The sequence below is a fragment of the Klebsiella quasipneumoniae subsp. quasipneumoniae genome, from assembly GCF_020525925.1.
Lineage (GTDB): Bacteria > Pseudomonadota > Gammaproteobacteria > Enterobacterales > Enterobacteriaceae > Klebsiella > Klebsiella quasipneumoniae.
The window spans coordinates 3,831,451-3,854,983 of sequence record NZ_CP084876.1; the positions used below are offsets into that span (position 1 = coordinate 3,831,451).

Consider the following 23,533-nt stretch of genomic DNA (forward strand, 5'->3'; position numbering starts at 1 on the left):
AATTACTATCATTATCATATCAGGGATGTCAGTTATGTCGTTTTCTACGACCGCGGTACGCTCTGTCGCCGTGCCCGGATTGTTGCTGTTACTCGCCTTAGCCGCCGCGCTTAGCCTGACCATCGGCGCCAAATCGTTGCCGATCGGCACGGTATTCACCGCCTTTAGCGGAACCTGTCAAAGCGCCGACTGCACCATCGTGCTGGACGCGCGCCTGCCGCGCACCCTGGCCGGTCTGCTGGCCGGCGTCGCCCTCGGCCTCGCCGGCGCGCTGATGCAAACGCTCACCCGTAACCCGCTGGCCGACCCCGGCCTGCTGGGGGTCAACTCCGGCGCCAGCTTCGCCATCGTCCTCGGCGCGGCGCTGTTCGGGATCACCTCCCCGCAGGAGCAGCTGCTGCTGGCGTTTTGCGGCGCGCTCTGCGCCTCGCTGCTGGTGGCCTTCACCGGCAGCCAGGGTGGCGGCCAGCTGAGCCCGGTGCGCCTCACCCTCGCCGGGGTCGCCCTCGCGGCGGTACTGGAGGGGCTGTCCAACGGCATCGCCCTGCTCAACCCGGACGTCTACGATCAGCTGCGCTTCTGGCAGGCCGGTTCGCTGGATATCCGCACCCTGCAAACCCTGAAAATTGTCCTGCTGCCGGTGGCGATGGCGGGGATCGCCGCCCTGCTGCTGAGCCGGGCGCTTAACAGCCTGAGCCTCGGCAACGATACCGCCACCGCCCTCGGCAGCCGCGTCGCCCGCACCCAGCTGATCGGCCTGATTGTGATTACCGTCCTGTGCGGCAGCGCTACCGCCGTGGTCGGCCCGATCGCCTTTATCGGCCTGATGATGCCGCATATGGCCCGCTGGCTGGTGGGGGCCGATCATCGCTGGTCGCTGCCGGTCACCCTGCTGGCCACCCCGGCCCTGCTGCTGTTTGCCGACGTGATTGGCCGCCTGCTGGTGCCCGGCGAACTGCGGGTATCGGTGGTGAGCGCCTTTCTCGGCGCGCCGGTGCTGATCTGGCTGGTGCGGCGCCAGCCGCGCGGAGGTGGCCTGTGATTGCCCCGTCCCGCCGCCTGATAGCCAGCTGTCTGCTGCTGTTGGCCGCCAGCCTGTTGATTTCCCTGCTCGGGCTGGCGCAAGGCCCGGTGCCGCTAACGATTGACCAGGTCTTCTCCGCCCTGTTCGGCGACGCGCCGCGCAACGTCGCGATGGTGGTGAACGAATGGCGGCTGCCGCGGGTGTTAATGGCGCTGCTCATCGGCGCCGCGCTCGGCGTCAGCGGCGCCATTTTCCAGTCGCTGACCCGTAACCCGCTCGGCAGCCCGGACGTGATGGGCTTTAACACCGGCGCCTGGAGCGGCGTGCTGGTGGCGATGGTTCTCTTCGGCCAGAACCTGACGGCGATTGCCCTGGCGGCGATGGCCGGCGGGGTACTCACCTCGCTGGTGGTCTGGCTGCTGGCCTGGCGCAACGGGATCGAGACCTTTCGCCTGATTATTATCGGCATCGGCGTACGCGCCATGCTGGTGGCCTTCAACACCTGGCTGCTGCTGCGCGCCTCGCTGGAGACCGCCCTTTCTGCGGGCCTGTGGAACGCCGGATCGCTTAACGGCCTGACCTGGGGTAAAACCTGGCCGTCGGCGCCGCTGATCCTGCTGATGCTGGTGGGCAGCGCCCTGCTGGTTCGTCGGATGCGGCTGCTGGAGATGGGCGACGATACCGCCTGCGCGCTGGGCGTGCAGGTTGAGCGTTCGCGCCTGCTGCTGATGCTGGTGGCGGTGGTGCTCACCGCCGCCTCGACGGCGCTGGCCGGGCCCATCTCATTTATCGCGCTGGTGGCGCCGCACATCGCCCGCCGCCTGAGCGGCACGGCCCGCTGGGGATTGACCCAGTCGGCCCTGTGCGGCGCGCTGCTGCTGGCGCTGGCCGATTACGGCGCCCAGCGGCTGTTTATGCCCTGGCAGCTGCCGGTGGGCGTGCTAACCGTCAGCCTCGGCGGTATTTACCTTATTGCATTATTGATTCAGGAGTCCCGCAAAAAATGAGTGCTGTCCCCTCCCGTTTGCGCGGCGAGCAGTTAACCCTGGCCTACGGGAACAAGACCATCGCCGAGTCGCTGAACGTGACCATCCCTGACGGCCACTTCACCGCCATTATCGGCCCCAACGGCTGCGGCAAGTCGACACTGCTGCGCACCCTCAGCCGTCTGATGACGCCGGCCAGCGGCCATGTCTGGCTCGACGGCGCGCAGATCCAGCAGTACGCCAGTAAAGAGGTCGCCCGCCGCATCGGCTTGCTGGCGCAAAATGCCACCACCCTTGGCGATATTACGGTGCAGGAGCTGGTGGCCCGCGGGCGCTACCCGCACCAGCCGCTGTTCACCCGCTGGCGCAAAGAAGATGAAGCGGCGGTGAATAATGCGATGCGGGCCACCGGGATCAGCGATCTGGCGCTGCAGAGCGTCGATACGCTTTCCGGCGGCCAGCGGCAGCGGGCGTGGATTGCGATGGTGCTGGCCCAGGAGACGGCGATTATGCTGCTGGATGAGCCGACCACCTGGCTTGACATCAGCCATCAGATCGACCTGCTGGAGCTGTTGAGCGAGCTGAATCGCGAGAAGGGCTATACCCTGGCGGCGGTGCTGCACGATCTGAACCAGGCCTGCCGCTACGCCACCCACCTGATCGCCCTGCGCGACGGTAAGATCGTCGCCGAGGGGGCGCCGAAGGAGATCGTCACGGCGGATCTGATTGAACGGATTTACGGTCTGCGCTGCACGATCATTGAGGATCCGGTGGCGCATACGCCGCTGGTGGTGCCGCTGGGCCGCCGGTAATTTCCCCATTCCCCGACTTGCGCGACGCTGAGCCGGGCTACCTGCTGTAGCCCGAACTCAACCGTTATCCCAGAATCTCCCTGACCACCGGGCCGATGGCTTCAAAGGCCTGCGGGGAGATAATGTCGACGTGGGCGCAGTTCTGGCTGAACACCTCCAGCTCGCCCACCCACGGGCCCCATACGACCTGCGGATCCATCCCCGCCTGCCGCGTCTTCTCCGCCACGAACAGCGTCGCCTTGCCGTCAAACTTCGCGCTGTGCGCGGTGGTTAACAGCCGCACCGCGTCGGCATAGTTGCCTTCGATGGCGCTGAACAGCTCGCCGGAGGCTTGCCCCTGCTGGGCGGCGAGGAACGCTTCGCGCTCGCGGGCAATTTCCGCCAGCACCGCCGGATCCAGCCCGTTCGCCTCTTTCTCCGCCCAGTTTTGCGTCTCCGGCGGCCAGGTATCCAGCAGGCCGAGGAAGGCCACCGCTTCGCCGCGCTGGCGCAAGCGGGCGGCAATGCCCTGGGCTAAGGTGCCGCCGAGCGAATAACCGAACAGATAATAAGGACCGTGCGGCTGCTGCGCCAACAGCGTTTGCAGATGATGCTCGCACACCTCGTCGAGGCTGGCGGCGCCGGCCATCGGCCCCTGCGGGCGCGGCGACTGAATACCGGTAATCGACCAGCGCGGGCTGAGATAGCGCGCGAGCACGCTGAACTGCCAGGCGAAGCCGGAGGCCGGATGGAAACAGAACAGCGTTGGGCCGTCGCTCTCGCGCAGCGGCAGAAGCGCATCCAGCCCCAGGCGCTGAGCCTGCTCATCGCTGAGATCGGCGGCCAGCAGCGCGCTCAGTTTGCCCACCGTCGAGGCCACCATCACCTGCCCCGGGGTCACCTGCCGCGCCAGCTGGCGGCTGAGCTGCGCCGCCAGGCGCATCGCCAGCAGCGAATGGCCGCCGAGGGCGAAGAAATCAGCGTCGATATCATTCACCTCGCAGCCCAGCAGCTGACTGAAGGCGGCGGCGACAACGGTTTCCATCCCGGGCTCCGGCGGCCGGCCGCTGCGCTCGCCGCCGAGGGTCGGCAGCGGCAGCGCTTTGCGGTCCAGTTTGCCATTGGCGCTGAGCGGCAGGTCGGGGAGCTGCATCAGCACCACCGGGACCATATGCGGCGGCAGCTGTTCCGCCAGCCGCGCTTTCAGCGCCGCGGTATCCAGCGGCAGGCCGGAGTCAGAGACCAGATAGCCCACCAGCTGCCGGGCATCGCCGCCGGTCGCCGCCGCCTGGTTGAAGACGCAGGCGTGACTCACCGCCTGCGCCACGTCCGGCAGGGCCGACATCACCCGGTCAATCTCGCCAAGCTCGATGCGCTGCCCGCGGATCTTCAGCTGATCGTCGCTGCGGCCAAGATACTCCACCGCGCCGTTCGCCAGCCAGCGCGCCACGTCGCCGGTGCGATACATCCGCTCGCCGGGGGCAAACGGGTCGGCGATAAAGCGGCTGGCGGTGAGGTCCGGACGCCCCAGATAGCCCTGCGCCAGCTGAATGCCGGTGAGATAGAGATCCCCGGCCACCCCCGGCGGCACCGGGCGCATCGCGGCGTCGAGAATGCGCAGCCCGGTGTTCCATACCGGCCAGCCAATCGGCACGCTGCTGCCGGACACCGCCGCCAGCTCAGGCCCGCAGGCCGGATACCAGCTGACGTCCACCGCCGCTTCCGTCGGGCCGTACAGGTTATGCAGCGGCGCGCCGGTCAAGCGCTCCCATTCGCGGCACAATTCCGTCGGCAGCGCTTCGCCGCTGCAGAATACCCGCCGCAGCGTGCGGCAGGCGGCCACGCTGTCGGCATCCAGCGAGGCGACAAACGCCGCCAGCATCGACGGCACAAAGTGGGTGGTGGTCACGCCGTAGTGGGCGAAGAACTGCTGCATCGCCAGCGGGTCGCGGTGCGCCTCCGGCTCGGCCATCACCAGCTGCGCGCCGGCGATAAACGGCCACCAGAACTCCCACACCGACACGTCGAAACTGCACGGCGTTTTCTGCGCCACCACGTCGTCGGCAGATAACGGATAACGATCCTGCATCCACAGCAGGCGGTTGACGATGGCGGTCTGGCCGACCATCACCCCTTTTGGCCGCCCGGTGGAGCCAGAGGTAAAGATGATATAGGCGGTATGCTCCGGTTTTGACAGCGCCAGCGGCGCGTCATCCGCAACGGCCAGCGGCTGCTGGTAGCAGAGGCTCTCCAGCCCGGGGATATCGCTGAAGCGGGCCAGCTGATCCTCCGTGGCGATCAGCAGCGACGGCCGGGCGTCTTCCAGCATCATCCGCAGGCGGTCGTCCGGGTAGCCAGTGTCCAGCGGCAGCCAGGCGGCTCCCGCTTCGACAATGCCGTGCAGCGCCAGGGTCAGGAACACCGAGCGCGGCAGGGCCACCGCCACGCTGTCGCCCGGCTTCACGCCGCGCTGACGCAGCAGCTGCGCGAGCGCCACCACCTGCTGACGCATCTCACGATAGCTGAACTGCCAGTTAGCATCCGCCAGCGCCGGAGCATCCGGGGTCTTCCGCGCCTGGTCGACCACCAGCGCGCTGAGGGTGGTGGCGGGCAGGGGCATAGCGGTATCGTTGACCGCCGCCAGCCGGGCCTGCTCGTCGGCGGAGAGCATCTCCGCTTCGCCGCAGCGTAGCGTCGGATCGGCGGCAAACTGCGCCAGCAGCGCGGTCAGTCGCGCCATGTGGCGACGCAGCTCGGCTTCATCGTACCGGGCCTTGTTAGCGAGGATCTCCAGCGACAGCCCGCCGGTCTCATCCGGGAACAGCGCCAGCTCGAGATCGTTGACCGGGCCGGTGGCGAGGGTGTGGGTCACCGCCTCGGCGCCGTCGATATCCACTTGGTAATCAAAGACTTTGACGTTCAGCACCGGGCCGAACAGCGGTTCGTCCCCGGCCGCTTTGCCGCTGTCGCGGACGATCTGCTCGGCGTCATAGCGCTGATGGCGGCGCATCTTTTTCAGCTGCGCGGCGAGGCGCATCGCCAGGTCCGCCAGCGTCTCCTGGGGATCAATATGCACCGCCAGAGGCAGGACGTTGAGCACCGGCCCCGTCGAGGTCAGCGCCGCTGAGCCCATCCGGCGCATAAAGATAAAGCCCGCCGCGTAGTCCATCCGGTTGCACAGGCGGCCCAGCCACAGCGTGGTGAGCGCCAGCGCCAGGTCAGCGGGCTGACACTGCGGCGCATGGCCGGCCAGGCGGCGGAAGGCGTCGGCGTTCATCGCCAGCTTCATCCGCCAGATATCGCTCCCGGCGGCACGCCCGCCCAGCGGGGCGGCAGAGAGCGAGGCGGGCGCCGGTAACGCCTGGCGCTGGGCCTGCCAGAAGGCTTTATCCCGCTGCCAGGCCTCGCTGCCGGCGTAGCGCTGGTACTCGTCCACCACTTCGGCAAAGGGGGTGAAAGGCGATTCCGGGGTGGCTTCTCCACGCTGCCAGGCGCGGTAAATGGCGGCGATCTGCCGGGTAATCGCCGGGAAACTGAAGCCATCCACCAGCAAGTGGTGATAGCGCTGATACCAGTACCAGCGGTCGTCGCCGACGCGCAGCAGCTGATGGCACACCAGCGGGTTGCCGCCATCGACGCGCAGATCCTGCGCCAGATCCGCCTGCATCCGCTCCGTGGCGGCGCGGTGCGGATCCGGCGCCGTACGCAGGTCAACGATCGGCGGTTCGCCAAAGGTGCGTTCCGCCGCCAGCCACTGCCAGACTTCCCCTTCCTCTTCCTCAAAGCGCAGGCTGAGGGTATCCGCCTGCTGCAGCCCGGCGACAATCGCCTTACCCAGCAGCGCCGGGTCGAGCGCGCCGCGCAGTTCAACATAGTGGGCCACGCTCCAGGCGCCAGGCAGAGTGGAGAGGCGCTCTGCCATCCAGATCCCCGGCTGCGCGGCAACCAGCGGTAAACGAGTGGTCATGGTCAGCTCCTTATGCCGCATGATGGGCGGGGGTCAGTGTCGGCCAGTTGGCCGCCAGCCAGGCGTTGCACGCCTCGACCGACTGCGGAGGGCACACCACCGTCCAGCCGGCAGGCAGCGCGCAATGCCCCGGCCACAGGCTGAACTGCCGCTGGTCATTGCGCAGAATGTAAAACTGCCCTTGCGGATTGTCGAAGGGGTTACTGAATTGCATATCAAACTCCTGTCGTAAAGCGCTGTGCTAAGGGGGCGACAGCAGAGGCTGCCAGAGCTGGATCAGCCCCGCCGTCAGCCCGCCGCGCCAGCAAAGCGCATCATGCCCGCCGTCAACCTGACGCCAGAAAATCGTCTGCTGCGTTGTGGTGAGTTGCGCCAGCAGCGCCTGGTTGGCGCGAAAAATAATCGGTTCACGCTGGCCCGCTTCCAGCCAGATGCGCAGCCCGGCCGCGGACGCCTCGCCCTGGCGGAGACGTTCGCCGATAAAGCCCGTCCCGCTGCCATCGCGATGCGGCCACCAGTAGGAGCCTGACTGGCTGAGCACGCAGCCAAAGCGCTGCGGCCAGTTGAGGGCGGCGAACATTGCCGCCAGGCCGCCGAAGCTTTGCCCGGCCACCACCGTCCGATCCGGGCGGTCGCTGAACGGGACGTGACCGCGGACCAGCGGCAGGAGCTCCTCCTGCACCGCCAGCCAGAAATCGCGATGACAGGGCAGCTCAACCCCGCGGCGCTGGTTGTCGATCGCGTCGATCAGCAGGTAGACCGCCGGCGGCAGCCTCCCCTCGCGGGTCAGCGCGGCCAGCGGCGACCACACCGGCATGCTTTCGGCCCAGAACTGGCCGTCAAGCAGGATCGCCAGCGGCCGCGTTTGCGGGTCGACGGCCTCGCCGGGGGTGTAGATCCAGACCCGGCGATGGTTGCCCAGACGCGCGCTGCGCCACTCAAGGCAACGGGCGGGAGGATGCGCCTCATTAAGCAGATCCCAGCCGGGCTGCGCCGGCGCCTGCGGCATCTCCAGGGCGGAGACGCCATGGCCGCGTCCGCCCCGCCAGCTGTGCGGGTTCAGCGGATCGGCTATCGCCCGCGGCAGCAGTTTGCACCAGCCTTCGCGCAGCAGCGCGCGGTCCGGCTTATCGGCGCTGAACACCTCAGGGGAAAAATCATCGTCACGGTCGGAGGGAATAAAGCAGTAGCTGCCGCGCCAGGTCGGCGACAGCGTGGTTCGCCAGCACCAGGCGTCGGTCCCGGGCAGACGTTGCAGCGATTGCGGCCGCGCATTTTGATGGTGGTCGGTCACGCCGGTGATATAGAGCCATACCCGACGCCGTGGAGAACGCGTTTCATCCCCCGCCGGATCCCGCCACCAGAACGTCACCTCGATGGCGCCATCCACCGCCCGGGACTGCGGTCCCTGCAGAGTTCGCCACCACTCCTCGCTTCCTGTCGTTAACATTCAGTCATTAACCCTATGTATCGCGTGACTTTTTTAATTAATTGTCATTCTTTATTGATAATATTATTGATAACTATTTGCATTTGCAATAGCGTATTAGCGCGCCGTGGGAAGCGCGTCTTTCACAACACATGTCGAAGAGAGCTTATTCAGCTAGCGACGGAGTGCCTTTGCCCTCTTCCGGCAACATTTATGCCGCCTCCCCTCCCGGTGGGAAGGGGCGTTTGGGGAACGTGGCGACAAAAAAGCAGGAATAACAATGAATAACAGGATCAAATCCCTGGCCTTGCTGGTCAATCTGGGAATTTACGGGGTTGCTTTTCCGTTAAGCGCAGCGGAAACCGCCACCGACGATAAAAACAGCGCCGCGGAAGAGACCATGGTGGTCACCGCCGCCGAGCAGAACCTGCAGGCGCCGGGCGTCTCCACCATCACCGCCGATGAGATCCGCAAACGTCCGCCGGCGCGCGACGTCTCGGAGATCATTCGCACCATGCCGGGGGTCAACCTGACCGGCAACTCCACCAGCGGCCAGCGCGGGAATAACCGCCAGATTGATATCCGCGGCATGGGCCCGGAAAACACCCTGATCCTGATCGACGGCAAGCCGGTCACCAGCCGCAACTCCGTGCGTCTCGGCTGGCGCGGCGAGCGCGACACCCGCGGCGACACCAGCTGGGTGCCGCCGGAGATGATCGAACGCATCGAAGTGATTCGCGGCCCGGCCGCCGCCCGCTACGGCAACGGCGCCGCCGGCGGCGTGGTGAATATCATCACTAAAAAAACCGGCGATGAGTGGCACGGCTCCTGGAACACCTATATGAACGCCCCGGAGCACAAAGACGAAGGCTCCACCAAGCGCACCAACTTCAGCCTCAGCGGCCCGCTGGGCGGTGATTTCAGCTTCCGCCTGTTCGGTAACCTCGACAAAACCCAGGCCGACGCCTGGGACATCAACCAGGGCCATCAGTCCGAACGTACCGGGATCTATGCCGACACCCTGCCGGCCGGGCGCGAAGGGGTAAAAAATAAAAACATCGATGGTCTGGTGCGCTGGGAATTCGCGCCGATGCAGTCGCTGGAGTTTGAGGCCGGCTACAGCCGCCAGGGCAACCTCTACGCAGGCGACACCCAGAACACCAACTCCAACGACCTGGTAAAAGAGAACTACGGCAAAGAGACCAACCGTCTGTACCGCAACACCTACTCGGTCACCTGGAACGGCGCCTGGGACAACGGGGTGACCACCAGCAACTGGGCGCAGTACGAACGTACCCGCAACTCGCGCAAAGGCGAAGGCCTGGCCGGGGGGACCGAGGGGATCTTCAACAGCAACCAGTTCACGGATATCGATCTGGCGGATGTGATGCTGCACAGCGAAGTCAGCATCCCGTTCGACTATCTGGTTAATCAGAACCTGACGCTGGGCAGCGAGTGGAACCAGCAGCGCATGAAGGATAAGGCCTCCAACACCCAGGCGCTGTCGGGGGGAGAAATTCCGGGTTACGACAGCACCGGCCGCAGCCCCTACTCGAAGGCGGAGATCTTCTCCCTGTTCGCTGAGAACAACATGGAGCTGACCGACACCACCATGCTGACCCCGGCGCTGCGTTTCGATCATCACAGCATCGTCGGCAACAACTGGAGCCCGTCCCTCAATCTGTCTCAGGGCCTGTGGGACGACTTCACGCTGAAGATGGGTATCGCCCGTGCCTATAAAGCGCCGAGCCTGTATCAGACCAACCCGAACTACATTCTCTACAGCAAAGGCCAGGGCTGCTACGCCAGTAAAGACGGCTGCTATCTGCAGGGGAATGAAGATTTAAAAGCCGAGACCAGCATCAACAAAGAGATTGGCCTCGAGTTTAAACGCGACGGCTGGCTGGCGGGCGTGACCTGGTTCCGCAACGATTACCGCAACAAGATTGAAGCTGGCTATGCTCCGGTCTATCAAAACGGTAAAGGTACCGATCTCTACCAGTGGGAAAACGTGCCGAAAGCGGTGGTGGAAGGCCTGGAAGGTACGCTGAACGTCCCGGTGAGCGAGACCGTGAACTGGACCAACAACATCACCTACATGCTGCAGAGTAAGAATAAAGAGACCGGCGATCGGCTGTCGATTATCCCGGAATACACGCTGAACTCCACGCTGAGCTGGCAGGTACGCGATGACGTTTCGCTGCAGTCGACCTTTACCTGGTACGGCAAACAGGAGCCGAAGAAGTACAACTATAAGGGTCAACCGGTCACCGGCAGCGAGAAGAACGAGGTCAGCCCCTACAGCATCCTCGGCCTGAGCGCGACCTGGGACGTGACCAAATACGTTAGTCTGACCGGCGGCGTGGATAACGTCTTCGACAAGCGCCACTGGCGCGCGGGCAACGCCCAGACCACCGGGGGCGCCACCGGCACGATGTACGGCGCCGGCGCCGAGACCTACAACGAATCGGGCCGCACCTGGTATATGAGCATCAACACCCACTTCTGATAGCGGGTTCTCCCTCCCCCGCCCTTGCAGGATAAAGGGCGGGGACAACCGCGGTATACTTGCCTTATGCGCATTCTTCACGCCACCCTGCCGCTGGCCGGCTATCGCTTGCAGCACGTCGACTTCGACCCGGCGACTTTTCAGGCTGCCGATCTGTTGTGGTTGCCCTATCACGCCAGCCTGAGCGGCTGGAGCCGCAAGCGGCAGGCGGAGCACCTGGCCGGGCGCATCGCCGCGGTGTACGCCCTGCGCGAGGTGGGAGAAAAACAGCCTCCCGCGATTGGCGAGCGGCGCCAGCCGCTGTGGCCCGCGCCCTGGTTTGGTAGTATCAGCCACTGCGGCCAGCGCGCGCTGGCGGTGGTCGCCGACCGGCCGGTAGGCGTCGACATCGAGCGCCGGTTTACTCCACAGCTGGCGGCGGAGCTGGAGAGCAGCATTATCAACGAGGCGGAAAAAAAGGTGCTATTGCACAGCGGCCTGCCCTTCCCGCTGGCGCTGACGCTGGCCTTTTCGGCGAAAGAGAGTGGGTTTAAGGCCTGGTCCTCTCACGCTTTAGCCCTGCCCGGCTTCCACAGCGCCCGGATTGTGGCACTCACTGCGCAGCAGATCCATTTACGTTTTACCGCCAGCTTCTCCGTACAGCTTGCTCATTTCACCTTGCAAATCAACTATCTGATAAAAGACGATTTCGTTATTACCTGTACCTGCCCGCCTCGCGAAGCGTGATCCTTTTCGCTTTTTAAGAAATTACCTGTGCAAACCGTAGACAGTTCTGGCTGGCCGCTTTATGGTTACATTGAATAATAAATCATTGTTGAATATATATTCAATACGGAGATAATAATGAAAACTACCCTGATAAAGTCTGTTCTGTTTGCCTCCATGATGGCCGCATCTGGCTCACTTTTCGCCGCCGATAATGGCCTGATCGCAATCATTACCCCTTCACATGATAATCCGTTCTTTAAAGCCGAGGCTGACGGCGCAGCGGCGAAAGCGAAAGAGCTGGGTTACAGCACCCTGGTCGCCTCGCACGACGATGACGTCAACAAACAAAACCAATTGATTGAAACGGCTATTGCGCGGAAAGCCAAAGCCATCATCCTGGATAACGCTGGCGCGGATGCCACCGTCGGCCCGCTGGAAAAAGCAAAAGCGGCAGGTGTGCCGGCATTTTTAATCGACAGAGAGATCAATAAAACCGGCGTCGCCGTGGCGCAGATCGTCTCTAACAACTATCAGGGCGCCCAGCTTGGCGCGGAAAAATTCGCCAGCCTCCTCAACGGTAAAGGCAAGTATGTCGAACTGTTAGGTCGTCAGTCCGACACCAACGCCAGCGTCCGCTCGCAGGGTTATCACGATGTGCTGGACGACTATCCGGAAATGAAAATGGTCGCCCAGCAGACGGCGAACTGGAGCCAGACGGAAGCCTTTACCCGTATGGAAGCTATTCTGCAGACGAATCCGGATATCGTCGGTGTGATTTCCGGCAACGATACCATGGCGCTGGGGGCGGAAGCGGCGCTGAAAGCCGCAGGTAAAAACGACGTGATTGTCGTCGGCTTCGACGGCAGCGACTACACGCGCGACTCGATACTCAAGCAGGGCAACATTAAAGCCACGGTTCTCCAGCCTGGCTGGAAGCAGGCGCAAATGGCCGTGGAACAGGCGGACTTTTTCCTCAAGAACGGGAAAGCCCAGAAAGAAGAGAAGCAGTTGATGGACTGCATCCTCATCGATAGTGGCAATGCGAAAAAACTCAACATGTTCAACCTCAGCGAGTAAGGCGGAAATGATGCGGTTAAAACAATGGGGCGCCGTGCTGATGGGCTGCGCCGCCCTGTTGCTGACGGCCTGCACGGTGGTGGACTTAGATGAGAATGGCAAGCCAGTGCTGCCTGCCGACCCGAACGCGAAACCCAGCTTCGACCATCTCACCCCGCAGCAGATCGCGCAACAAACCTGGCAATCTCGTGTGATTGACGCAGCGAACCAACATGCGCTGGACGCGACTGCGCTGGAAAAAGTGCGCCAGGCGTCTGGCGCTACGCCACAGAGCGTCTTTGTCCGCCTGAACAGCGAGGTGACCGGGACTGACGTCAGCAACCCACGCGAGCAAAAGCTCAAACTTACGCTACACGGCCAGCCGTTGGTCGTGCAATTAGGTCCTGTCATGCGAGGCAATGCCATCCGCGATGCCAGCGGTTTCAAATTTGAAGACTTTACCAACCAGGTGCAGTTTGCGCAGCTTTCACGCGCCTACAATCGAGAGGCTATTAAACAGTTGCCGAAAGTGGACGCGAGCTGGACAGGCAAGCCTGTCGATATTCTCTTTGCGGTCACGGTTATTAACGGCAGTCTGCAGGATGCGGCCGCTCTTCAGCTAAAACAGGAGGCGCGCTGATGGCCAGTTCACCCGCAGAGGATATCATTTTACGCACCCGTGGTATTTCGATGTTGTTCCCCGGCACGGTGGCGTTGGATAACGTCGACTACAACGTCTGGCGCGGCAAAGTGAACGTGATCATCGGCGAAAATGGCGCCGGTAAATCAACGCTCATGAAAATTCTCGCCGGTGTGCAACAGCCGAGCCTGGGTGAAATGGAGCTCAACGGCAACATAGTCCATTTCTCCAGCACCCGCGAGGCCGCCGCCCACGGCATTGGTATGGTCCACCAGGAGCTGAACCTGTTTGAAAATCTTAGCGTCGCGGAAAATATCTTTCTTGGTCGCGAGCTACAGCGCGGGCTGACGCCAATTAACGAAGCAGAGCAGGAACGACAAGCCGCGGAGCTGTTGCAGCGACTCGATCAGCCGATCTCGCCGCGGGAGCTGGTGGGTAACCTGAAGGTCGGTCAGCAGCAGTTGGTCGAAATAGCCAAAGCGCTGGCGGAAAATGCGGACATTCTGATCCTTGATGAGCCCACTTCAGCCTTAAGCAAAACCGAGGTGGATATCCTGTTTCGGGTCATCCGCGAACTGACGCGTCAGGGGGTGTCCATTATCTACATCTCACACCGTCTGGAGGAGCTGATGGCCATCGGCGACGTCATTACCATACTGCGTGACGGCAAATTCCAGGCGGAGGCCAGGGTGAGTGAAATTGATGTGCCATGGATCGTCCGTGAAATGCTGGGCAGCGATCCGGTAAGCCATTTTCTTCCCCCGGATCGCCGCTTCGGCGCCCCACTGCTGGAAGTGGAGAACCTGACCTGCGTGAATGCCGCGGGCAATACGGTGGTGGATAACGTCAGTTTTAAAGCACATGCCGGTGAAATTATTGGGATCTACGGTCTGATGGGCGCCGGGCGAACCGAGCTGTTTGAATGTCTGCTGGGGACAGCGCGCCACTACTTTGGCAAGATCTGGCTGGACAGCAAACCGGTTCCCCAGCGGTTAACCACGGCCGAACGTATCCGCATGGGCATGAGTCTGGTGCCGGAAGATCGTAAGCGGACCGGGATTTTTCCCATCTCGTCAGTCGCCAGCAATCTGACCATTGCCAGCCTGTGGCGTCGTCTTCAGCGCGGGTTAACCATTGCCACTAAAAAGGAAGAGGCCGTCGTCGCCAGCACGATTGGCAATCTCTCCATTAAGGTCTCATCACCAGAGGTCGAGATCCAGGCGCTCAGCGGCGGCAATCAGCAAAAGGTGGTTATTGGCCGTTCGCTGTTAACCAATCCGAAGGTGCTGTTTCTTGACGAGCCTACGCGCGGAATCGACATCGGCGCCAAGGGGGATGTGTTTCGCATGATGGTGCAATTGTCGCAGCAGGGAATGGCGGTGGTGTTCTCCACCTCCGATTTAAAAGAAATCATGGCGGTCTCTGACCGTATCCTGGTGATGTCAGGCGGCAAACTGACCGCCGATATCGTTCGTGACCAGGCCGAAGAGTCGGCGCTGGTTTCAGCAAGCGCTCAGGGGTTCTAAGATGAAAATGACACAATCGGTCGCACTGGCGCCGCGCGGCGGAGCCTCTCTCTCCCGTGAAAATATCCTGCTGTTGTTATTAAAACTGCGCACCTTTATCGCGCTGTTCCTGATTGTCGGCTTCTTCACGATGACCGTGCCCGGTTTTTTATCCGCTGGCAGCATGGTGATTATGATTAAACACATTGCGATTAACGCCTTTCTGGCGTTGGGGATCACCTTTGTCATTATCACTGCCGGTATCGACCTTTCGATTGGCGCTACGCTCGGTCTCTGCGGAATGATAGCCGGCTGGCTTATCACCAAAGGGATCGTCTTGCCGATGTTCGGCATCGCCATTTTTCCAAGCGTGTGGGTCATTGTGCCCCTGGTGCTGCTGATAGGCGCGCTGATTGGCGCCGTTAATGGCTGGATCATTACCCGCTACAATGTGGCGCCGTTTATCTGCACCCTCGGTACCATGTATGTGCTCCGCGGAGCCGCGATGCTGACCTCTGATGGCCAAACCTTCCCCGGGCTCGCGGGCAATCCGCAGCTGGGCAACACGGGTTTCGATGAAATTGGCGCAGGTGCGCTCTTTGGCATCCCGTGGGCCATCTGGCTGATGATCCTGCTGGCGCTGATCATCGCCTATATCGCGCGGCGTTTGCCCTTTGGCCGCCATGTTTATGCGATCGGTGACAATGAGCGCGCCGCCGAGCTCTCCGGCGTGAAAGTGAAGCAAATTAAAGTGCTGGTCTACACGCTGTCCGGTTTTTGCGCCGCCATTGCCGGGATAGTGGTCTCCGCGCAGCTGCTGGCCAGCCATCCGGCTAACGGTACCGCTTTTGAGATGAATGCTATCGCCGCCGTCGTACTGGGCGGAACATCACTGGCCGGCGGCCGGGGAACCATCCTGGGTACGCTGATTGGTGCGTTTGTCATCGGTTTTCTCGCCGACGGGCTGGTGATGATGGGGGTGAGCGAGTTCTGGCAGATGGTCATCAAAGGGATCGTGATTATTGTGGCGGTCATTATCGATCAGATGCAAAACCGGATGCAGCAGAAGGCGGCGGTGGTCGCCCAGAAAGCGGTCATGGAGAATAAGTAACCGCAAGACCTCCTGTGGCTCAGACCACAGGAGGCGAGACTGACTCACGATGCGCCTTTCTCCGAGGCGCTTCGCAAAACCTCATCGAAAAATCCTGCCCGACAGCAAGCGGTGGTAGCATCCCGCCACTCTGCTCTGCCAGGCAAGGAAGCCATGAAAAAACGTCCTCACTCGACCCCGCACGACAGTCTGTTTAAGCGCTTTCTGCGCGACAGCGAAACCGCACGCGATTTTCTGGATATTCATCTGCCGCCCGCGCTGCGGCAACTGTGCGACTTAAGCACTCTGCACCTGGAATCCGGGAGCTTTGTTGAGGACAACCTGCGCGCCAGCTATTCCGATATTCTCTACTCTCTGCAGACCAGCAAGGGAGAGGGCTATATCTATGTGGTCATTGAGCATCAGAGCACCCCGGACAGCCATATGGCATTCAGACTCCTGCGCTATGCCCTCGCGGCCATGCAACAGCATCTTGATCGCGGCCATAAAGCGCTGCCGCTGGTAATTCCCATGCTGTTTTATCATGGCAGCATTTCTCCCTATCCCTTTTCACTGTGCTGGCTGGATGAGTTTCCACCTGACTCACCGGCAAAACAGCTTTATCTCGGGGCCTTTCCGCTCGTCGATGTGACCGATATTCCCGACGACGCCATATTACAGCATCGGCGGATCGCGCTTCTGGAACTGGTCCAGAAACACATCCGTCAACGCGATCTTAGCCATATCCTCCAGCAGTTGGTGGAGGTGGTGCTGATGGGATACACTGACCACCAGCAGTTCAAAACGTTATTTACCTATATGTCGCTGCATGGTAATAGCGCCGACCCGGATAACTTTATCGACCAGTTGGTCGAACGTCTGCCGCAATATGAGGATACCCTGATGACGATTGCCGAGTACCTGAAGCAGAAAGGTCGCGAAGAGGGAAAACAACGCTGGTTACAGCAAGGCCAGCAAGAGGGGCTTCAGGAAGGTTTACAGGCGGGTGAGCATCGCGAAGCCTGCCGCATCGCGCTGATGATGTTAGAGAACGGTATGGACACTGAAACCGTGTTGCGGATGACTCGCCTCAGCGCGGACGAACTGGCGACGCTGGCACGCCAGTCTCCACCCCCGCTTAGCCCTTAATTAACGCGCGCGCGGTCGGGAAGTCGGTGATCAGGACATCAATATAGTCGCCCTGCAACGCGCCGCGGATGGCGTTCGCTTTGTCCACGCCGCCGGCCAGCGCAATCACCTGCGGACAGCGACGAATTTGTTCAAGCTCCATCCCGATCACCGGATCCTCATCCTGGCTCAGTACCGGTTTGCCCGCCGCATCATAGTAATGCAGGCAGATATCCCCCACCGCGCCGCGCTCCGCCAGCAGCTGGAGCATGCTTTCATTATAATAGTTACCGGAGTTTTTCAGCAGCTGCGAAGGCTCCAGTTCACCAATACCGACGATGGCCACATCCACTTCGGCAAATTTCGCCACCACCGCCGCGACGTCCGGGCTGTTTACCAGACGGCTGCGCTCCTCCACGGAGTGCTCAATACTCTGCGACGGCAACAGCCACGCCGGGCAGCCTAAATGCGCCGCCAGCTGCTGGGTTAAAATGGTAGCCTGCACGTTGCCGTTGGGACCGACGCCGCCCAACAGCTGAATCACCCCGGCGGCGCGAATGTTCTGCGGATGCATCTCATCCACCATGCAGCGGATCGTACTGCTCCAGGACGAGATACCCACGAGGTCTTCCGGCCGCAGCCGCGTTTCGACATAGTGCGCCGCCGCGCTGCCGATGGCATGCTTTACCTGGCTGTAACTGGCATTCTCACCCACATCCACGACTATCGCTTGTCGAATGCCAAAACGCTCCTCAATCGCCTTTTCCAGATCGACAAAAATGTTTGTCGGCTGGACTACGGTAATTTTCACCAGCCCCTCTTTCTGGCAGCGGGTAAGCGCCCGTGAAACAAAAGACTGGGACAGATGCAGCAGCGAGGCGATCTCGGACTGCTTTTTATTCTCGCTGTAGTAAAGCGTGGCGATCTTCACCAGCAACCGCTGTTCATCCTGCTTCGACATGGCATTCCCCTCTGTTTTCTGCTCGTTATTTTTATGCATCATTGAATAGATAACAAGCGCAGCGCCCTTTTCCCGACGATCCAAATGTGATCGTTTTCTCCTTTTTTAGAAAATAGGCCGTACAAATCGTGGACAAACCCCGTCACAGGGCATATCTTACCTATGTGAATAATAAATCAGTAGTGAATATATATTCAATCACTTATTAATACCTTGTTTTGTCGACGATAAAAGGTAGTCAGGATGGAAAGTGTTTTTTTACCCTGCTGGAATATTTATTCATACAAGAATTTACTTTCAAGAGGTGTTTTATGAATCCGTTTTCACTCTCCGTTAAGGAGTTAGAACAAAAAGCACGCGCCATCCGCCGCCGCATCATCGTCTTAAATGCGGAAAGCCCGGCAGGCGGCCACACCGGTGCAGATTTGTCACAAGTCGAACTTCTGACCGCCCTCTACTTTCGCATCCTTAACTGCTCTCCTGCGCTAGAAAAGAGCGACGAGCGCGATATTTATATTCAATCGAAGGGGCACGCTGTCGGCGGTTACTACTGCGTGCTGGCCGAGGCAGGCTTTATCCCCCTTGACTGGCTGGCAACCTATCAACACGCCGACTCGCATCTGCCTGGACATCCGGTGAAGCACAAGACGCCGGGTATTGAGCTCAATACCGGCGCATTGGGCCATGGTCTGCCCGTGGCGGTAGGCATTGCGCTGGCAGCGAAACGCGATAACAACCCGCGTCGCGTATTTGTCGTCACCGGCGATGGCGAACTGGCGGAGGGCAGCAACTGGGAGGCCGCGCTGGTCGCCGCCCACTACCAGCTGGATAACCTTATTATTATCAACGACAAAAATAATCTGCAGCTGGCCGGTGCGACCAAAGAGATCATGAATACCGACCCGCTGGATGAAAAATGGCGCGCTTTCGGCATGGAGGTCACACAGTGCAACGGCAACGATATGGCGGAGGTGGTCGCCACCCTTGAGCGCTTGCAGCCGAACGGGAAACCACACGTCGTGATTGCCAATACCACCAAAGGCGCAGGTATTTCATTTATTCAGGGAAGACCCGAGTGGCATCACCGGGTACCGAAAGGAGAAGAAATTGAACTGGCGCTGGAGGAACTGAAAGATGAGTAATAGCGAACATCTCGCCACGGTGATGGTGAATGCCTTTATTGATGCCGTAGACCGCGGCGTGGATCTGGTGCCAGTAGTGGCTGACTCCACCTCAACGGCGAAAATTGCCCCATTTATCAAAAGATTCCCTGGCCGGCTGGTCAACGTCGGCATCGCCGAGCAGACGCTGGTTGGCGCTGCCGCCGGCCTGGCGCTGGGGGGTAAAGTGGCCGTGACCTGCAACGCGGCGCCATTCCTTATCTCACGTGCCAATGAGCAGATTAAGGTCGACGTCTGCTACAACAACACCAACGTCAAACTGTTCGGGCTGAACGCGGGCGCCAGCTACGGTCCGCTGGCCAGCACTCATCATAGCATTGACGATATCGCCGTTCTGCGCGGTTTTGGCAATATTGAAATTTACGCGCCGTCCAGTCCCGGCGAGTGCCGACAGATTATCGATTATGCCCTTGCCCACATCGGGCCAGTGTATATCCGCCTCGATGGTAAAGCGCTACCGGAACTGCATGACGAACATTACCGGTTTATTCCGGGCAACATTGATGTGCTGCGTTCGGGGCGCGATGTTGCGTTGGTTGCCATGGGCTCAACGGTACATGAAATAGTGGAAGCCGCCGCACAACTCGCTGCAGAAGGTATTGACGCCACCGTTATCAGTGTCCCATCTATTCGTCCTTGTGATACCCAGGCGCTACTAAAGGCAATACAGTCCTGTCCGGTCGCGATCACGGTGGAAGAACACAACGTCAACGGCGGCGTCGGGAGTCTGGTGGCGGAAGTGCTGGCCGAGGCCGGGTGCGCTATCCCGTTGAAACGCTTAGGTATCCCTGACGGGCAATACGCCATTGCCGCCGATCGCGCCGCCACGCGCGCGCGCCATGAAATCGATGCCGCCGGGGTGGCGAAGCACGCCCGCAAGCTGCACACAAAAAAAGCATCCTGAAAAATAACAAGAACATCTTACTGGAGAGAACGCAATGTCCCGTATTCCTCAACAACTCACCATGGGCGTCATTATTGGCAATCGGGGATTTTTCCCCAGCTATCTGGTCGCCGAAGCGCGCGAACAGGCGGTAGCCCTGTTTAGCCGCCTTGGGATTAACACCATTATGCTTGATCCATCCCAGACGGAACTGGGTGGCGTGGAAACCCGGCAGGATGCCAAAATTTGCGCCGAGCTGTTCCGCACCCACCGCGACAACATTCACGGTGTCGTGGTGCTGTTACCCAACTTTGGTGATGAAAAAGCCATCGCCGAGACGCTGCGCCTCTCCGGTCTCAACGTCCCGGTGCTTATTCAGGCCGAAGAGGATAATCTGGATAAAATGGGGTTGTCGACGCGCCGCGATAGCTTCTGCGGCAAAATTTCCCTTTGCAACAACCTGCGCCAGTACGGTATCCCGTTTACGCTGACCACCCAGCACGTTTGCGCACTTAGCGGCGAGGTGTTTGAGCAGGATCTCCGGCGCTTCACGCAGATATGTCGCGTGGTAAACAGTATGCGCGGTGTACGCGTTGGCGCGATTGGCGCCCGTCCTGCGGGCTTTAACACCGTGCGCTACAGCGAAAAACTGCTCGAACGTTTGGGCATCGCAGTGGAAACGTTAGATCTATCCGAGGTATTTACCCGGATTAAGTGCCTGCGTGATGACGATATTCGTGTGGATGAGAAGCGCCGCCTGCTGATCGATAATGCCGACGCCAGCGGTATTCCGGCAGATAAACTGATCACTATGGCAAAACTGTTTGTGGTCCTGAGCGAGTGGATTGTTGCCAACGATATCGACACCACCGCGATTCAGTGCTGGACCTCGCTACAGGAAAATCTGGGGATTAACGTCTGCTCCATCATGAGCGTGATGTCCGGACAACTGATGCCAAGCGCCTGTGAAGTCGATGTCATGGGTGCGCTCTCCATGTATGCGCTCGCCAGCAGCAACCTGAGCCCCGCCTCGATCGCGGACTGGAATAATAACTTCGGCGACGATCGCGATAAATGTGTGCTGTTCCATTGCGGGAACTTTGCCTCGGCCAGTCTCGAGTCGCCGCACATGGGAACGGCCGATATTATCGGCACCACCGTCGGCAAAGAAAACACCTGCGGTGCCGTGCATGGTCGCATGAAAAGCGGCGCGCTGACCTATTTTCGCCTCAGCACTGACGACCTGACTGGCGAAATCAAGGCCTACGTCGGCGAAGGCCAATCGGTTGACGATCCCCTGGATACGGTAGGCTGTCGGGCGGTCATTCAGGTTCCCCACCTGGAAAATCTGCTGTCGTGGATCTGCCGTAACGGCTTTGAGCACCATGTCGCGATGAACCATTCTGCCAGTGCTTCAATTCTGCACGAGGCGTTTACGCGATACCTGGGCGTGTCGACCTATCTCCACCAGTAAGGCCGGAGGCCGCTATGTCGGTAAACAAGGATATTATTATTGCCCTCGATGAGGGCACGACCAATGCCAAAGCCGTTGCCTTCGATAGCCACGGGCGGGTAATCGCGCAATTTTCCCGCGCGCTTGAGATCGCTACGCCTCAGGAAGGATGGGTAGAACAGTCAGCGGAGCTTCTGCTTGCCGCGTCGCTGGAGGTGATTTCTCGCACAGTGGCCGCTGTTGGCGCGGAGCGTGTGGCGGCCCTGGCGATCAGCAACCAGCGCGAAACCGTCGTGGGCTGGTATCGGGAAACGGGCGAGGCCATAGCGCCCGCCCTGAGCTGGCAATGTTCACGTAGCGCCACATTTTGCCGCTCGCTGCGTGAACAAGGCCATGAGCCGCAGATCAAGGCGGTAACCGGTCTGCCAATCGCCCCGCTCTTTTCCGCCTCGAAAATGCGCTGGCTGTTGGACCACACGCCGGATGGCCTCAACCGGGCGAAAGATGGCGAGATTTGCCTCGGTACGGTGGATAGCTGGCTACTCTGGCACCTGACGCAAGGCCAGCAATTTTGTTGTGATTACGCGAACGCGTCTCGTACGCAGCTCATGAATCTGCAAACAGCGGACTGGGATACCGATATGCTCGCCCTGTTTGGCATTCCGCGGGCAGCACTCCCGGTGATAAAACCATCGAGCGGCCTGTTTGGTTACACCGCTGGTTTAGCCACCCTCCCTGATGGGATCCCGGTAATGGCGATGATTGGCGATTCACATGCCGCCCTTTTCGCCCACGGTCTGGGCGCCGCCGGTTGCGTTAAAGCTACTTACGGTACAGGAACCTCGGTGATGGCGCCCGTCGATTCGGTGGCGTGTCACGTCAGCAATCTCGCCACCACGGTGGCCTGGCACGACGGAGAAAAGCTGGTCTATGCACTAGAGGGGAATATTCCCCATACTGGCGATGCGGTGGCGTGGATGGCCGACAGTACGGGCTTGAGCGAACTCTCTCCCGTTGAGCTGGCCCAGGCGCTGAATGCTCTGCCTCGCTCGGTAGACTCCACCTTAGGCGTCTTTTTTGTACCTGCCCTCACCGGCATGGGGGCGCCCTGGTGGGACGAGAATGCCCGCGGACTGATCCATGGGTTAAGCCGGGGGGTGAAGCGTGCCCATCTCATTCGTGCCGCGCTCGAGTCTATTACCTACCAGATTGCCGATGTAATCACTGCGATGCGTGCCCATCATGGCTTTACGCTCAACACGCTGCTGGTGGATGGGGGCCCCACCAAAAACGACTGGTTAATGCAGTACCAGGCCGACCTGCTGGGTTGTCCGGTGATGCGCAGCGATGTGGCCGAGCTGTCAGCGACCGGAGCGGCACTGCTGGCGCGTAAAGCGTTGCACAAGCTGACGGTGGCAGAGCTTCAGCCCTTTTTGCCAGAACACATCACTTATGCGCCAGACCCGCTCCGGCATCATCGGCTTGTGCAGCGATGGCAGTCCTGGCAACACGCGGTGACGCTGGCAAGACGCTGAGCGCAACCCAGCCGGGCGATAACGTCTTCGTCCGGCTGCAATCCAACGCGCCATCCCCGCCGTTAACTCAGCGGATACTGTTGAAACGCCGGCAGCGCCTCTCCTTTCTCCGCCAGCGCGCGGATATGCGGAAACGCCGTTGCCGGCACCACCGTCGGGATCATCAACTGGATAAAGGACCAGACCACCGTGCTGGTGACCAACACCTGGTCCGGCTGCACGGCGGCAACGCGGTCTGCCAGCCGGGCGTCCCATTCCCGACAGGCGGCGAGCAGTTGACCGGTCACCCGGGCTATCCACGGCTGATGCTGCTTCTCCTCCGGCCGCAGACGGTGCTCATAAACATGCTGGACCGCTTTTTCACTGGCGGCGAGGATCACCCCCAGCAGGTGCAGGTCGCGGGCCAGCGCCTCGGGATGCGCGGGAAGCAACCGGCGTCCGGCGGGATGGGTCGTTTCGAAATAGTGGAGGATCAGCGTGGAGTCCATCAGCTGTGTCCCGTCATCGAGAACCACCGTCGGCGCCTTGACCACCGGATTAATACGGGAGAATTCATCAAAGCCGCTAAAGACCGACAGCGGCAGGCTCTCGAATTCCACGCCATAGAGCGCCAGAGAAACCGCCACGCGTCTTACATAAGGTGAATCCATCATACCAATGAGTTTCATCGTCACTCCTGCCTGCGAT

The 23,533-nt window shown here is 60.8% G+C and carries 19 protein-coding genes; 14 read left to right on the forward strand and 5 right to left on the reverse strand.

What is annotated here, in order from left to right:
- Positions 1 to 34: 34 nt before the first annotated feature.
- The 3 genes from fepD to fepC are packed head-to-tail and all read left to right on the forward strand — an operon-like array spanning position 35 to position 2,822.
- Positions 35 to 1,042, forward strand: a complete 1,008-nt coding sequence (gene fepD, locus LGM20_RS18530) for a Fe(3+)-siderophore ABC transporter permease (RefSeq protein ID WP_023288781.1) — start codon at positions 35 to 37, stop codon at positions 1,040 to 1,042.
- On the forward strand, positions 1,039 to 2,031 hold the full coding sequence (gene fepG, locus LGM20_RS18535) for an iron-enterobactin ABC transporter permease (RefSeq protein ID WP_044521544.1): 993 nt from the start codon (positions 1,039 to 1,041) through the stop codon (positions 2,029 to 2,031). The genes fepD and fepG overlap by 4 nt, the downstream gene beginning before the upstream one ends.
- Positions 2,028 to 2,822 carry an iron-enterobactin ABC transporter ATP-binding protein gene (gene fepC / locus LGM20_RS18540; RefSeq protein ID WP_044521542.1) on the forward strand — a complete coding sequence of 265 codons (795 nt, stop codon included), beginning with the start codon at positions 2,028 to 2,030 and terminating at the stop codon, positions 2,820 to 2,822. The genes fepG and fepC overlap by 4 nt, the downstream gene beginning before the upstream one ends.
- 64 nt (positions 2,823 to 2,886) lie before the next feature.
- Here the strand turns inward: fepC and entF are convergent, their stop codons facing one another.
- From entF to fes, 3 genes are read right to left on the reverse strand one after another with little or no spacing between them, the layout of a single operon-like run.
- A complete protein-coding gene (gene entF / locus LGM20_RS18545; RefSeq protein ID WP_044521540.1) occupies positions 2,887 to 6,768 on the reverse strand; it encodes an enterobactin non-ribosomal peptide synthetase EntF in 3,882 nt (1,293 codons plus the stop codon).
- A gap of 10 nt (positions 6,769 to 6,778) precedes the next feature.
- Positions 6,779 to 6,982: an MbtH family protein gene (locus LGM20_RS18550; RefSeq protein WP_032455062.1), complete on the reverse strand. Its 204-nt coding sequence runs from the start codon at positions 6,980 to 6,982 to the stop codon at positions 6,779 to 6,781.
- 27 nt (positions 6,983 to 7,009) lie between these two features.
- Entirely contained in the window at positions 7,010 to 8,218 is a 1,209-nt protein-coding gene (gene fes, locus LGM20_RS18555; protein WP_044521539.1) for an enterochelin esterase, read from the reverse strand.
- 259 nt (positions 8,219 to 8,477) lie between these two features.
- Between fes and fepA the strand changes: the two genes are divergently transcribed.
- From fepA to LGM20_RS18590, 7 genes are all read left to right on the forward strand, one after another.
- Complete coding sequence (gene fepA / locus LGM20_RS18560; RefSeq protein WP_044521538.1) at positions 8,478 to 10,706, forward strand: siderophore enterobactin receptor FepA; 2,229 nt, start codon at positions 8,478 to 8,480, stop codon at positions 10,704 to 10,706.
- A 66-nt stretch (positions 10,707 to 10,772) separates the two neighbouring features.
- Positions 10,773 to 11,432: an enterobactin synthase subunit EntD gene (gene entD / locus LGM20_RS18565; protein WP_044521537.1), complete on the forward strand. Its 660-nt coding sequence runs from the start codon at positions 10,773 to 10,775 to the stop codon at positions 11,430 to 11,432.
- A gap of 117 nt (positions 11,433 to 11,549) precedes the next feature.
- Positions 11,550 to 12,491: a D-ribose ABC transporter substrate-binding protein gene (locus LGM20_RS18570; RefSeq protein WP_004178959.1), complete on the forward strand. Its 942-nt coding sequence runs from the start codon at positions 11,550 to 11,552 to the stop codon at positions 12,489 to 12,491.
- Positions 12,492 to 12,501: 10 nt separating this feature from the next.
- Complete coding sequence (locus tag LGM20_RS18575; RefSeq protein WP_044521536.1) at positions 12,502 to 13,110, forward strand: DUF2291 family protein; 609 nt, start codon at positions 12,502 to 12,504, stop codon at positions 13,108 to 13,110.
- Positions 13,110 to 14,636, forward strand: coding sequence for a sugar ABC transporter ATP-binding protein (locus tag LGM20_RS18580; RefSeq protein WP_044521535.1), 1,527 nt, complete (start codon positions 13,110 to 13,112; stop codon positions 14,634 to 14,636). The genes LGM20_RS18575 and LGM20_RS18580 overlap by 1 nt, the downstream gene beginning before the upstream one ends.
- Position 14,637: 1 nt before the next feature.
- A complete protein-coding gene (locus LGM20_RS18585) occupies positions 14,638 to 15,726 on the forward strand; it encodes an ABC transporter permease (protein WP_004885708.1) in 1,089 nt (362 codons plus the stop codon).
- Positions 15,727 to 15,879: 153 nt separating this feature from the next.
- Positions 15,880 to 16,854: an Rpn family recombination-promoting nuclease/putative transposase gene (locus LGM20_RS18590; RefSeq protein WP_044521534.1), complete on the forward strand. Its 975-nt coding sequence runs from the start codon at positions 15,880 to 15,882 to the stop codon at positions 16,852 to 16,854.
- On the opposite strand, the gene LGM20_RS18595 is transcribed toward LGM20_RS18590, so the two are convergent.
- Entirely contained in the window at positions 16,844 to 17,794 is a 951-nt protein-coding gene (locus LGM20_RS18595; RefSeq protein WP_044521570.1) for a sugar-binding transcriptional regulator, read from the reverse strand. The two genes, LGM20_RS18590 and LGM20_RS18595, sit on opposite strands and share 11 nt — an antisense overlap.
- Before the next feature lie 311 nt (positions 17,795 to 18,105).
- Between LGM20_RS18595 and LGM20_RS18600 the strand changes: the two genes are divergently transcribed.
- Genes LGM20_RS18600 through LGM20_RS18615 form a run of 4 tightly spaced genes read left to right on the forward strand, consistent with a single transcriptional unit; the run spans position 18,106 to position 22,846 of the window.
- Positions 18,106 to 18,936: a transketolase gene (locus LGM20_RS18600; protein ID WP_004885699.1), complete on the forward strand. Its 831-nt coding sequence runs from the start codon at positions 18,106 to 18,108 to the stop codon at positions 18,934 to 18,936.
- A complete protein-coding gene (locus LGM20_RS18605) occupies positions 18,929 to 19,879 on the forward strand; it encodes a transketolase family protein (protein ID WP_044521532.1) in 951 nt (316 codons plus the stop codon). Before LGM20_RS18600 ends, LGM20_RS18605 begins: the two co-directional genes overlap by 8 nt.
- Positions 19,880 to 19,913: 34 nt before the next feature.
- A complete protein-coding gene (locus LGM20_RS18610; RefSeq protein ID WP_004885694.1) occupies positions 19,914 to 21,332 on the forward strand; it encodes an L-fucose/L-arabinose isomerase family protein in 1,419 nt (472 codons plus the stop codon).
- 14 nt (positions 21,333 to 21,346) lie between these two features.
- Entirely contained in the window at positions 21,347 to 22,846 is a 1,500-nt protein-coding gene (locus tag LGM20_RS18615; protein WP_004885691.1) for an FGGY family carbohydrate kinase, read from the forward strand.
- Positions 22,847 to 22,908: 62 nt separating this feature from the next.
- On the opposite strand, the gene LGM20_RS18620 is transcribed toward LGM20_RS18615, so the two are convergent.
- The gene (locus LGM20_RS18620) at positions 22,909 to 23,514 is read right to left on the reverse strand and encodes a glutathione S-transferase family protein (RefSeq protein ID WP_044521529.1); all 606 of its coding nucleotides are present in this window, start codon (positions 23,512 to 23,514) and stop codon (positions 22,909 to 22,911) included.
- Between the last annotated feature and the right edge of the window lie 19 nt (positions 23,515 to 23,533).

Bases quoted from the DNA above. Each gene is read 5' to 3' on its own strand.
- fepD (WP_023288781.1), top strand. From the start codon at position 35: ATGTCGTTTTCTACGACCGCGGTACGCTCTGTCGCCGTGCCCGGATTG.
- fepC (WP_044521542.1), top strand. From the start codon at position 2,028: ATGAGTGCTGTCCCCTCCCGTTTGCGCGGCGAGCAGTTAACCCTGGCC.
- entF (WP_044521540.1), bottom strand. From the start codon at position 6,768: ATGACCACTCGTTTACCGCTGGTTGCCGCGCAGCCGGGGATCTGGATG.
- LGM20_RS18550 (WP_032455062.1), bottom strand. From the start codon at position 6,982: ATGCAATTCAGTAACCCCTTCGACAATCCGCAAGGGCAGTTTTACATT.
- fes (WP_044521539.1), bottom strand. From the start codon at position 8,218: ATGTTAACGACAGGAAGCGAGGAGTGGTGGCGAACTCTGCAGGGACCG.
- fepA (WP_044521538.1), top strand. From the start codon at position 8,478: ATGAATAACAGGATCAAATCCCTGGCCTTGCTGGTCAATCTGGGAATT.
- entD (WP_044521537.1), top strand. From the start codon at position 10,773: ATGCGCATTCTTCACGCCACCCTGCCGCTGGCCGGCTATCGCTTGCAG.
- LGM20_RS18570 (WP_004178959.1), top strand. From the start codon at position 11,550: ATGAAAACTACCCTGATAAAGTCTGTTCTGTTTGCCTCCATGATGGCC.
- LGM20_RS18575 (WP_044521536.1), top strand. From the start codon at position 12,502: ATGCGGTTAAAACAATGGGGCGCCGTGCTGATGGGCTGCGCCGCCCTG.
- LGM20_RS18580 (WP_044521535.1), top strand. From the start codon at position 13,110: ATGGCCAGTTCACCCGCAGAGGATATCATTTTACGCACCCGTGGTATT.
- LGM20_RS18585 (WP_004885708.1), top strand. From the start codon at position 14,638: ATGAAAATGACACAATCGGTCGCACTGGCGCCGCGCGGCGGAGCCTCT.
- LGM20_RS18590 (WP_044521534.1), top strand. From the start codon at position 15,880: ATGAAAAAACGTCCTCACTCGACCCCGCACGACAGTCTGTTTAAGCGC.
- LGM20_RS18595 (WP_044521570.1), bottom strand. From the start codon at position 17,794: ATGTCGAAGCAGGATGAACAGCGGTTGCTGGTGAAGATCGCCACGCTT.
- LGM20_RS18600 (WP_004885699.1), top strand. From the start codon at position 18,106: ATGAATCCGTTTTCACTCTCCGTTAAGGAGTTAGAACAAAAAGCACGC.
- LGM20_RS18605 (WP_044521532.1), top strand. From the start codon at position 18,929: ATGAGTAATAGCGAACATCTCGCCACGGTGATGGTGAATGCCTTTATT.
- LGM20_RS18610 (WP_004885694.1), top strand. From the start codon at position 19,914: ATGTCCCGTATTCCTCAACAACTCACCATGGGCGTCATTATTGGCAAT.
- LGM20_RS18615 (WP_004885691.1), top strand. From the start codon at position 21,347: ATGTCGGTAAACAAGGATATTATTATTGCCCTCGATGAGGGCACGACC.
- LGM20_RS18620 (WP_044521529.1), bottom strand. From the start codon at position 23,514: ATGAAACTCATTGGTATGATGGATTCACCTTATGTAAGACGCGTGGCG.